This window comes from Streptomyces sp. SID1328 (assembly GCF_009865595.1).
Lineage (GTDB): Bacteria > Actinomycetota > Actinomycetes > Streptomycetales > Streptomycetaceae > Streptomyces > Streptomyces griseoluteus.
The window spans coordinates 1-10,922 of sequence record NZ_WWKH01000239.1; the positions used below are offsets into that span (position 1 = coordinate 1).

The following is a 10,922-nucleotide window of genomic DNA, read 5'->3' on the forward strand; positions in this document are numbered from 1 at the left end:
GTGCCCGCGGCCCCCGCGGCCGCGGTACCCGCCGGAGCCGAGGCGGCGGGCGCCCCCGGCTTGTAATCGGCGAAGAAGTCCCACCAGGCACGGTCTACCGAATTCGGGTCCTGGAGGTACTGCTGATAGATCTCGTCGACGAGCCACTCGTTCGGTCCGAACGCCGCGGCGGCGTTCTTCCCGGCTTGGTCGTCGGTGGAGACGTTCGAGTTACTGGGGGACTGTGGCGACACGGCGGTAACCGCCCTCTTCCGCTTCACAAGGTGATGGACAGCGGGAATAAAGGCTACGCCTCCCGGAGGGGGAAGGTCAGGTCGGGCCCGTTCATCGTCGTGCAAGTCACATCGCGAACCGCGTTTCGGGCCGCGAAATGGCGGGAAACAAGCGGGGTTCCGGATACGGGTGGGGAGTCGCGGGCACGCGGAATCGGGGCCTTGAGCGTCCTCGCTCCGCGCATCGCGCCGGCCCGTGCCTGATCACACGTGTCCGACTGGCGGAACGTATGTGATCTTGATCATCCGACTGAACCCCATGGGGGCCCGGAGCGTCAACTCGACGCCGGAACGGCTCCCGGAAGGGTGACGATGATCCGGCAGCCGCGCTCGGATTCGGCCACACCGATCCGGCCGCCGTGCAGATCGACCGCCCAGCGGGCAATGGCCAGTCCCAGGCCGGTGCCGCCGTCGCTGCCCGGACCGTGCGGGCGGGTGACCGCGCCCCGGTTGAACCGCTCGAACACGCGGTGCCACTCCGAGCGGGGGATGCCCGGGCCCTCGTCCAGCACCTCCAGCTCCAGCGACTCCGGACGTGCGCCGCGCCGGGCCTTCACGGTGACCCGGCCGTGCGGCGGGCTGTGCTTGACCGCGTTGTCTATGAGGTTCGCCACCACCTGGTGGATGCGCTCGGGATCGGCGTGCGCGGTCAGCTCCGGCGGGGACACGTCCAGGTGCAGATGCACGTCGGTACGGGTGTGGCTGCCGGAGCCGGAGGCGATGCCGGCGCGCGCCGAGGCGACCATGTTGGCCTCCTTGAGCACCCCGGAGAGGTACGGCCACACCTCGAAGCGGCGGGCCTTCAGCGGGACCACGCCGTTGTCCAGGCGGGAGAGGTCGAGCAGGGTCTCCACCAGCCGGCCGAGCCGGTCGGTCTGGCGCAGCGCGGTGCGCATGGTCTCCGGGTCGGCCTCGGTGACGCCGTCGACGATGTTCTCCAGCACCGCGCGCAGGCCCGCGATGGGGGTGCGCAGCTCGTGCGAGACGTTCGCCACCAGCTCCTTGCGCTGGAGGTCCTGCGCCTCCAGCTCGTCCGCCATGACGTTGATCGTGACGGCGAGGTCGCCCAGTTCGTCGCGGCGGCCCTCACTCACCCGGCGGGTGTAGTCGCCGTGCGAGATGGAGTGGGCCACCGCGTTCATCTCGTCCAGCGGCGCGGTGAGCGAGTGGGCCACGAACTGGGTGATCAGCAGCGTGGCGATCATCGAGAAGACCGTGATGAAGCGCAGCTCGGTCTTGGTGTGCACCGCGATCATGGAGAGACCGGTGGTGATCAGCACCGAGATGACGACCAGCGCGCCCAGCTTGGTCTTGATCGAGAACGGGCGTACGCCGCCCCAGGGTTCGTCCCCGGAGCGCCGGCGCCCCGTTTCCCGTCCGCGGCTCACGGGGTCGGCGTCTCCAGCGCGTAACCGACCCCGTGCACCGTGCGGATGCGTTCGGCGCCGATCTTCCGGCGCAGGGCCTTGATGTGGCTGTCCACGGTCCGGGTGCCGGAGGCGTCCGCCCAGTCCCAGACCTCGGCGAGCAGCTGCTCACGGGAGAGCACCGCGCGCGGGGTGTTGGCCAGGCACACCAGCAGGTCGAACTCGGTGGGCGTGAGGTGCACGTCGTCCGACTTCACCCGCACCCGGCGCTGGGCGTGGTCGATCTCCAGCTCGCCGAGGCGGAGTATCCCGGAGCGGGGCGTGGTCGCGGCCAGCGCGGCGCGCTCCATGCGGCGCAGCAGGACGTGCACCCGCGCGGCCAGCTCCCGCATGGAGAACGGCTTGGTCATGTAGTCGTCGGCGCCGACCCCGAGGCCCACCAGCATGTCGGTCTCGTCGTCGCGCGCGGTGAGCATCATGACCGGCACCGGACGGGACGCCTGCACACGGCGGCAGACCTCCAGGCCGTCGAAGCCGGGCAGCATGATGTCGAGGATCAGCAGGTCGGGCTGCCATGCCTCGGCCGTGTCGACCGCCGACGGACCGTCACCGGCGGTCTGCACGAGGAATCCCTCGGCGCGGAGCCGGGCCGCGATGGCATCGACGATCGTGGGGTCGTCCTCGACGACCAGTACCCGGCGCTGCGCGCCCTGTGACGTCGTCGCCGCACCGGTCTGGGAGGTGTGTGTCTGCTCCATCGCCCGCCCCTGTTGCTTTCCGGAATCCGTGGGGTGATCCCATGACTGCGATTGACGCTTGAATGATCCGCGTCACGCTGCACATTACGGGGACACGCCGGGCCGTCGCTATCCAGGTCGGACGGCGAGATGGACCACGTCGGGAACGCCACGGGCAACGGGGACCTCTTCGGTACGCACCTGTCGGAACCCGGCATTCCGCAAGGTTCCTTCAAATTCCGGAGAGGGTTGCGCGGACCACGTCGCCAGGACCCCGCCGGGCCTCAACACCCTTGCGCACGCGGCGAGTCCGCGCGGCGTGTAGAGCCCTTCGTTGCCCTCCGTGACGGTCCAGCCGGGCCCGTTGTCGATGTCGAGGCATACCGCGTCGAACGTGTCGGATGTCTCATTGACGAAACGCACGAGATCCGCCTCCACGACGCGCGTGCGCGGATCGGCCAGCGCGTCGGCGGAGATCTCGGCCAGCGGGCCGGTGCGGTGCCAGTCGATGACGGCGGGCTCGCGCTCGATGACGGTGATGCGTCCCCACCGGGGATCGGCGGCCGCCTGTGCCAGCGAGAAGCCGACGCCGAGTCCGCCGATCAGCACTGCCGGCGCCGGGCGGTCGTCCAGCGCGTCCCGCGCCGCGTCCACCAGCAGCCGCTCCGAGCGGCCGTCGGAGGTGTCCATCAGGAAGCACCCGTTGGCGATGATCTGGAGCAGCGCCCCGCTGCGGCGCAGCGCCACCTCCCCGTACGGTCCCTCGCGCCGGTCCAGGACCACCGTGTCCGCGGCGCCGTCGTGCGTGGCAGTCATGCCGCCATCCTGCCCCGCCCGCCCGGCGAGTCATCGTTCGCCCAGAGCGAACGATGTTCGGGGAACATTGGACCGCTCAGGAGCATTGAGTCAGTGTTACTCAAGTTGACTGCCGAAGGGGAGATCATGGCTGCTGAGTCGGGTGAGTCCATGGAGTTCACGCTGGTTCTGCCTGTGCTGCCGCTCGACGGCGAGGTCGTGCTGCCCGGCATGGTCGTGCCGCTGGATCTGAGCGACGCCGAGATCCGGGCCGCCGTGGAGGCCGCCCAGGCCGCCGCCCGCGCGGAGTCCGGCAAGCCCAAGGTGCTGCTGGTCCCGCGCATCGACGGCACCTACGCCAAGACCGGCGTGCTCGGCACCGTCGAGCAGGTCGGCAGACTCGCCGACGGCGACCCCGGCGCCCTGGTCAAGGGCCGCCACCGGGTGCGCATCGGCGCGGGCACCACCGGTCCCGGCGCCGCGCTGTGGGTCGAGGGCGCCCGGGTCGAGGAGACCGTGCCCGAGCCGCTGCCCGGCCAGGTGACCGACCTGGTCAAGGAGTACAAGGCGCTGGCCACCACCTGGCTGCGCAAGCGCGGGGCCTGGCAGGTCGTGGACCGGGTCCAGGCCATCGACGACGTCTCCGCGCTCGCCGACAACTCCGGTTACTCGCCGTTCCTCACCACCGACCAGAAGACCGGGCTGCTGGAGACCACCGACCCGGTGGCCCGCCTGAGGCTCGCCGCCCAGCAGCTCCGCGACCACCTCGCCGAGCAGGACGTGGCGGAGACCATCGCCAAGGACGTCCAGGAGGGCGTCGACAAGCAGCAGCGCGAGTTCCTGCTGCGCCGCCAGCTCGAAGCGGTCCGCAAGGAGCTGCGCGAGCTGAACGGCGACGGCCCGGACGCGGCCGAGGAGTCCGACGACTACCGGGCCCGCGTGGAGGCCGCAGACCTGCCCGAGCGCGTCCGCGAGGCCGCGCTCAAGGAAGTGGAGAAGCTGGAGCGCTCCTCCGACCAGTCGCCCGAGGGCTCCTGGATCCGCACCTGGCTGGACACCGTCCTGGAGATGCCGTGGAACGAGCGGACCGAGGACGCGTACGACATCCAGGGCGCCAAGGAGATCCTGGACGCCGAGCACGCCGGTCTGGACGACGTGAAGGCGCGCATCACCGAGTACCTCGCGGTGCGCAAGCGGCGCGGTGAGCGCGGCCTCGGTGTGATCGGCGGACGGCGCGGCGGTGCCGTGCTGGCACTGGTCGGGCCGCCCGGCGTCGGCAAGACCAGCCTGGGCGAGTCCGTCGCGCACGCGATGGGGCGCAAGTTCGTCCGGGTCGCGCTCGGCGGTGTCCGGGACGAGGCGGAGATCCGGGGCCACCGGCGCACCTACGTCGGCGCGCTGCCCGGCCGTATCGTCCGCGCGGTCAAGGAGGCCGGGTCGATGAACCCGGTCGTGCTGCTCGACGAGATCGACAAGGTCGGCTCGGACTTCCGGGGCGACCCGGCGGCCGCCCTGCTCGAAGTGCTGGACCCGGCGCAGAACCACACCTTCCGGGACCACTACCTGGAGGTCGAGCTCGACCTGTCCGACGTGGTCTTCCTCGCCACCGCCAACGTGCTGGAGGCGATCCCGGAGGCGCTGGCCGACCGGATGGAGATCGTCCGGCTCGACGGCTACACCGAGGACGAGAAGGTCGTCATCGCCCGCGACCACCTGCTCCCGCGCCAGCTGGAGCGGGCCGGTCTCACCGTCGACGAGGTCACGCTGGAGGAGGGCGCGCTGCGCAAGCTCGCCGGGGAGTACACCCGCGAGGCGGGCGTGCGCACCCTGGAGCGGACCGTGGCGCGGCTGCTGCGCAAGGTCGCGGCCCAGCACGAACTGGGCGAGCGGGAACTGCCCTTCACCGTCCGTGAGGAGGACCTGCGCGGTCTGGTGGGCCGTCCGCACCACGTGCCCGAGTCCGCGCAGGACCCGGCCGAGCGCCGTACCGCCGTACCCGGTGTGGCGACCGGGCTCGCGGTCACCGGCGCCGGCGGCGACGTGCTGTACGTCGAGGCGTCGCTCGCCGACCCGGAGACGGGGGCGGCGGGGCTGACCCTGACCGGGCAGCTCGGTGACGTGATGAAGGAGTCGGCGCAGATCGCGCTGAGCTTCCTGCGCAGCCACGGCGCCGAGCTGGAGCTGCCGGTGGCCGACCTGAAGGACCGGGGTGTGCACATCCACTTCCCGGCGGGCGCGGTCCCCAAGGACGGGCCGAGCGCGGGCGTCACCATGACCACCGCGCTGGCCTCCCTGCTCTCCGGCCGGCTGGTCCGCACGGACGTGGCGATGACCGGTGAGGTCTCGCTGACCGGGCGGGTGCTGCCGATCGGCGGGGTGAAGCAGAAGCTGCTCGCCGCGCACCGCGCTGGGGTGACCACCGTGATCATCCCCAAGCGCAACGAGGCCGACCTGGACGATGTCCCGGCCGAGGTGCTGGAGAAGCTCGACGTGCACGCGGTGACCGATGTCCGCCAGGTGCTGGAGCTGGCCCTCACGCCCGCCGCCACCATGGCGGAGGCGCCGGTCGCGGCCTGAGCGTGGCGAAGGCCCGAGTCCCCTTTTTCCGAGGGGGCTCGGGCCTTTCGCGTACGCGGGAGGCTCAGCCGTTGGCCAGCGCCTGCACCCGGTCCAGGGCGCCGTTGAACCGGTCGTGGTCACCGACCGTCGGGCCGGAGGAGGTGTACTGCCACATCGTCTGGAAGTCCCAGCCCGCCGGCAGCGTGCCCGGCGCGGTGGCGTAGCGGGCGATCCACAGCGGGTTGACCGCGCCGAAGGCGGCGGTGTCGCCCGTGCACTGGGTCCACCAGCTCGTCGCCGTGTAGATCACCGCGTCCCGGCCGGTGCGCGCCCGGTAGGTGCCCAGGAAGTCCGCGATCCAGTTGGTCATCGCGGCCCCGGCCATGCCGTAGCAGGCGTCGCCGTACGGGTTCCACTCGATGTCCAGCACACCGGGCAGCGTCCGCCCGTCCCGCGACCAGCCGCCGCCGTGGTCCACGAAGTAGTTCGCCTGCACCGCGCCGCTCGTGGTGTCCGGGGTGGCGAAGTGGTACGCGCCCCGGATCATGCCCACGTTGTACGAGCCGTTGTACTGCTGGGCGAAGTACGGGTTGGTGTAGTAGGTGCCTTCCGTGGCCTTCGTGTAGGCCCAGCGGACTCCGCTGTTCCACAGCGTGGTCCAGTCGACGTTGCCCTGGTGGCCGGAGACGTCGACGCCCTCGGTCTGGGCGGCCCTGGTGCCGGCCGGGACGCCGGAGCGGCCGTCGTGGGAGAGGACGCCCATGCCGAGGTAGGCGTCGCCGCGGTGGGGCGCGGCCTGGGCGGGAGCGGCGAAGAGGACACCGAGGACGAGGCTGAGCGCGCCGAGCAGGGCCGTGACCAGGACGGCGGACGTGCGCGGGCGGGCGGGGCCGGGTCTGTGCACGGGCATGGCGTGGCCTTTCGGGGGTGAAAGTGGGGGACCGGAAATGACCGACGAGCCTGTTGCGCCGGGCCGCCGCGAGGGGCCCGTCCCAGAAGCTACGCACGTAGATGCGGGGGTGGGAAGGGGGTCCGGAGGCCGCCGTTGGTCTACGCCTGCGAAATACTGACGGAGCTGCGGCGATGACGGGGTCCGGCAGAAAATTTCAGACGGCGAAACCGGGCAGGGGTACTGAGGTGCACGAGGACGGGAACAACGGCACGGGCGAGGGCACCGCACCCGTGGCGCCGCGCTGTGTCGACCAGGAATTCCTGGCGCTGGAGCGTGAACTGACCGTGCTGCTGCGCCGGGCGCGCGCCAACCAGGGGGAGATGGCCCGCGAGGTCCACCCCGACCTGGAACCGGCCGCGTACGGGCTGCTGATCCGGCTCGACGAGCAGGGCGGCCAGCGGGCCACCGAGCTGGCCGCCTACATCGGCGTCGGCAAGGCCACCATGTCCCGTCAGTTGCGCGCCCTGGAGGACCTCGGCCTGATCGCGCGCGAGCCCGATCCGGCCGACGGCCGCGCCTGGCTGGTCACCCTCACCGGCGAGGGCCGGGGCCGGGTGGGCCAGGTCCGCGAGGCCCGCCGCGCGCGCTACGTCAGCCAGCTCGCCCACTGGGACCGCCGCGAGGTCGCCGAACTGGCCCGGCTGCTGCATCAACTGAACGGCATCGCGGAGAAGTAGCCGAGAGCCGGGCGAACCCTCACAGCTCCACGTGGACGGCCGTCGCGTCGTCGTGCGTCTTGCCGCGGCCGAGGAACGCCCGCTCCTCGCGGTCCGCGAGCTCCAGCTCCCGCACCCGGTCCACCAGGGCACGGGTGCCCTCCTTGGCGACCAGGTCGAACAGGGCGGTCCAGTCGCCCTCGTGGAACTTCTCCGTCCAGCGGGCCGCGCCGTCGGTCAGCGCGACCAGCGAGCGCACCCCGGCGCGCGGTACCGAGCCGGTGACCGCGTACCGGGCCACCTCGGGGTCGGCGGCGGCCGTGAAGAAGCCGCCCTCCTTGTTGCGCAGCTCGGCGTCCACCCGTTCCGCGCCGGCCAGCGCCCCGCGCGGCAGCCGGGCCAGCCGCTCGTCCAGCACCGGGGTCACCGTGCCGTCGGGGGCGCGCAGCAGCAGCACGGAGTCCGACAGCACCAGGTACTCGACCGTCTCCGTCGACCAGCGGACCAGCACCACCGTCGCCTGGGGCGTACGCGGGTGAGAAAGGTCACAGCTGGTCAGATGGGCCTTGGACGTTTGGGTGATCGCCCGGCCGAGAATCTCCGCCAGCGTCAGATCTCGGTGGGAAACGGTCAGTTCGGTCAGCGCGCCGCCCAGCCGGGCGGTGAACCAGGGCACCGGGTGCGAGCAGCCCGGCGCGTAGGGGGGCGGTGTCACCCCGTCCAGCAAGATCACGCAACCGCCCTGTCCGCAGGCGGGTAGTCCGACCCCCGCGAAGTCCTCGTTGGGCCGGCCGGCGGTGCCGGGTTCCGAGACGAGATCAGTACGCACCCCGCCAGTCTGCACGAACCCTTCACGAGCGGGGTCAACGGCCGGAGAACGTAGCCGGATCGGTGCGCCCGCCCGGCTCGGACGCCGGAATTGGCGGCAATTGGCACGGTCCGGGAATGCGTGGCGGCGAATATTGCCAAAGCCTGCCCCGCGCGTCCAACCGGCCCGCCGCGCAAGGGTGTCCGGCGCGCCGCCGCGACTTGCCCGCCAACTCTCCTCCGATGTTCACTCCTTCGGGTGGCGGGTCAGGTGATGCGCGGCCACTGCCCACCGGCGCTGGGAGGGTCGGGAACCATGAACCGGGTGTACGCACCACTTGGCACCGAGACGACGGGGCGCCGCCCGGCCCTTCCGTAGACGAGTTCAGGATTGCGAGCACCGGTGCAGAAGAAGCGGCCTCGGCGCGCAGGCAGGCAGACGGCCCCCCAGGGGACCGCCGAGCAGAATCCCGTGGGCGCTGGACGCCCCACCCATGTGCGCAACCGGCTGATCGTCGCCGTGGCCGTGGTGGCCGCCGCCATAGCCGCGGCAGGCGCCCCGGCCCTGCTCACCGCCTCCGGCGACCTCCATGAGTCCCAGAAGCTGGTGACGCTGGCGGACGAGACGCAGGACGCCCTCGCGCTCGCCCACTCGCTGGCCGACGAGCGCGACGAGGTCACCTCCTACGTGGCCGCCGGACGCCCCCGGGACAAGGCGCCCTCCGAGCAGCGCGGCACCCGCGTGGACCGCCAGGTCGAGGACCTGCGCGCGGACACCGACCTGCCGTCGCGGCTGCGTACCGCGCTGGACGGCATCGCCACCGTCCGCCGCGCCGCCCTGACCGGCAAGACCGACGCGCTGCGCACCCACCAGGCGTACTCGGCCACCATCACCGAGCTGCACCGGCTCGCCGAGGAACTGGCCGACCGCACGCCGCCGCGCGCGGGCTCCGGCGCCTACGCGCTCGCCGGTCTGGACACCGCCGTCCAGCAGTCCGCCGCCGCGCGCGGCCTGCTGCTGGCCGCGCTGAGCGTGCCCTCCACGCCGAGCACCTCGATCAGCCCGGTCACCGGCCTGCCCGTCACCACCAACGGCAGCTCCGAGGCCGACACCGCCCGCCGCGACGCGCTCACCACCGCCGCCCAGCGGGCCCGGCTGCGCGCCGACGCCGGCCTCGCCACCTTCCGCGAGACCGCGACCGGGGCCGCCGTCACCTCCTACGACTCCACGGTCACCGGCCCCGAGGTCAACTCCGCCGACAAGTACCTGGACTTCCTCACCGCCCAGCCCACCTTCGGCGACCGGCAGCTCGCCGTCAGCGCCAAGAAGCTGGACGCAGCGCTCTCCGCCCGCGTCGACCTGATGCGCGGCGCCGAGTCCGCCCTCTACGAGCGCCAGGGGCAGAGCCTCGCCGCCCTGCGGGACGACGACGTCACCGGGCTGGAGATCCGCGTCGCGGTGCTCGGCGCCCTGATGCTGGTCGCCGTCGGTGTCGCCACCGCCATGGCCCGCACCCTGACCCGCCCGCTCTCCGTGCTGCGCCGGGGCTCGGCCCGCCTGGCCGGCGCCGAGGACCCGGCCGGACAGGAGCCGATCGCCTTCACCGGGCGCAACGACGAGTTCGCCCAGGTCGTCCGCTCGGTGAACGCCCTGCACGCGCACGCCGTCGCCCTGCACGAGCGGGTCGCCACCCTGGAGGCCGACCGCAAGCACCTGGTCGGCCAGCGCCAGAAGATGGCCGACGCCCGCGAGGAGCTGCGCGCCGAACTCAGCGACTCCAGCGCCCAGCTGGAGCGGCTGCGGGAGAGCATCGGCGGCACCTTCGTCAACCTCGCGCTGCGCACCCTCGGCCTGGTCGAGCGCCAGCTCTCCGTCATCGAGGGGCTGGAGGAGCGCGAGCAGGACCCGGAGCGCCTGGCCACCCTGTTCAAGCTGGACCACTTCGCCACGGTGATGCGGCGCCACAGCGAGAACCTCCTGGTCCTCTCCGGCACCGAGCACATCCAGCCCGCGCACGGACCGGTCCCGCTGGTCGACGTGGTCCGCGCGGCCGTCAGCGAGATCGAGCGGTACGAGCGCGTCCGGATCGCCGCGCTGCCCCCGCACGCCCATGTGGCCGGCTTCGCCGCCGACGACCTCTCCCACCTGCTGGCCGAACTGATGGAGAACGCCAGCTCGTTCTCCCCGCCCGACCTGCCCGTGGAGGTCTCCGCCTGGCTGCTGGAGTCCGGCGAGGTCATGCTCTCGGTGCAGGACGAGGGCATCGGCATGGCCGCCGACCGGATGGAGCGGCTCAACGGCCGCCTCGCCGACTTCGACCCCGAGTCGCCGTACGAGCAGGAGGGCGAGGACGGCCTCGGCCTCGGCCTGTACGTCGTCGCCCGGCTCGCCCACCGGCACGGCATCCGCGTCCAGCTGCGCGAGCAGAAGCAGGGCGGTGTCGCCGCCGTGGTGGTGCTGCCGCAGTCGCTGCTCGCAAAGACCCCGGCCGCCGCGGTCCCGCACCACGCCACCCGTACCGACGCCACGCAGAGCTTCTCCCTGCCCGGCGCCGACGCCGAGGCCAACTCCAACGTGCTGCGCGGCCGCCCCAAGGGCACCGACCCGCTCGTCGCCCTCGCCGAGAAGGCCGTGGCCGACAGCGAGAGCGCCGAGAAGGCCGACGCCGGTGACCCGGTGATCCCGCGCCAGGCCACCCGCGAACTGCCGCCCGAGCCGGCGCCCGCCGCGCCGCCGGAGGCGGCCCCCGAGACCACGATGGAACTGCTGCTCCCGC

General features: G+C 72.4%; 9 protein-coding genes. 3 read left to right on the forward strand and 6 right to left on the reverse strand.

Annotation, left to right across the window (positions count from 1 at the left end; genetic code table 11):
• From GT030_RS06915 to GT030_RS06930, 4 genes are all read right to left on the reverse strand, one after another.
• Nucleotides 1-233 (reverse strand): hypothetical protein (locus GT030_RS06915; RefSeq protein ID WP_161200312.1); only part of this gene is annotated, 233 nt, incomplete at its 3' end.
• 314 nt (nt 234-547) lie between these two features.
• Nucleotides 548-1,660, reverse strand: coding sequence for an ATP-binding protein (locus GT030_RS06920; RefSeq protein WP_161200313.1), 1,113 nt, complete (start codon nt 1,658-1,660; stop codon nt 548-550).
• Nucleotides 1,657-2,397: a response regulator transcription factor gene (locus GT030_RS06925; protein WP_030816749.1), complete on the reverse strand. Its 741-nt coding sequence runs from the start codon at nt 2,395-2,397 to the stop codon at nt 1,657-1,659. The genes GT030_RS06920 and GT030_RS06925 overlap by 4 nt, the downstream gene beginning before the upstream one ends.
• A 108-nt stretch (nt 2,398-2,505) precedes the next feature.
• A complete protein-coding gene (locus GT030_RS06930) occupies nt 2,506-3,192 on the reverse strand; it encodes a spermidine synthase (protein ID WP_161200314.1) in 687 nt (228 codons plus the stop codon).
• A 126-nt stretch (nt 3,193-3,318) separates the two neighbouring features.
• Between GT030_RS06930 and lon the strand changes: the two genes are divergently transcribed.
• Nucleotides 3,319-5,748 (forward strand): endopeptidase La, encoded by a 2,430-nt coding sequence (gene lon, locus GT030_RS06935; protein ID WP_161200315.1) that lies wholly within the window; start codon nt 3,319-3,321, stop codon nt 5,746-5,748.
• Nucleotides 5,749-5,812: 64 nt separating this feature from the next.
• Here lon and GT030_RS06940 read toward each other — a convergent pair whose 3' ends face one another.
• Nucleotides 5,813-6,640 (reverse strand): lysozyme, encoded by an 828-nt coding sequence (locus GT030_RS06940; RefSeq protein WP_161200316.1) that lies wholly within the window; start codon nt 6,638-6,640, stop codon nt 5,813-5,815.
• A 227-nt stretch (nt 6,641-6,867) separates the two neighbouring features.
• Here GT030_RS06940 and GT030_RS06945 point away from each other — a divergent pair, with 227 nt between their 5' ends.
• On the forward strand, nt 6,868-7,359 hold the full coding sequence (locus GT030_RS06945) for a MarR family transcriptional regulator (RefSeq protein ID WP_161200317.1): 492 nt from the start codon (nt 6,868-6,870) through the stop codon (nt 7,357-7,359).
• A 19-nt stretch (nt 7,360-7,378) separates the two neighbouring features.
• On the opposite strand, the gene GT030_RS06950 is transcribed toward GT030_RS06945, so the two are convergent.
• Complete coding sequence (locus GT030_RS06950; RefSeq protein WP_161200318.1) at nt 7,379-8,167, reverse strand: protein phosphatase 2C domain-containing protein; 789 nt, start codon at nt 8,165-8,167, stop codon at nt 7,379-7,381.
• 381 nt (nt 8,168-8,548) lie between these two features.
• Here GT030_RS06950 and GT030_RS06955 point away from each other — a divergent pair.
• The coding region (locus GT030_RS06955; protein WP_346009580.1) for a nitrate- and nitrite sensing domain-containing protein at nt 8,549-10,922 on the forward strand (2,374 nt) is incomplete at its 3' end.

What these genes read in the sequence shown, in the direction of transcription:
- GT030_RS06930 (WP_161200314.1), bottom strand. Translation starts at nt 3,192, where the DNA reads ATGACTGCCACGCACGACGGCGCCGCGGACACGGTGGTCCTGGACCGG.
- lon (WP_161200315.1), top strand. Translation starts at nt 3,319, where the DNA reads ATGGCTGCTGAGTCGGGTGAGTCCATGGAGTTCACGCTGGTTCTGCCT.
- GT030_RS06940 (WP_161200316.1), bottom strand. Translation starts at nt 6,640, where the DNA reads ATGCCCGTGCACAGACCCGGCCCCGCCCGCCCGCGCACGTCCGCCGTC.
- GT030_RS06925 (WP_030816749.1), bottom strand. Translation starts at nt 2,397, where the DNA reads ATGGAGCAGACACACACCTCCCAGACCGGTGCGGCGACGACGTCACAG.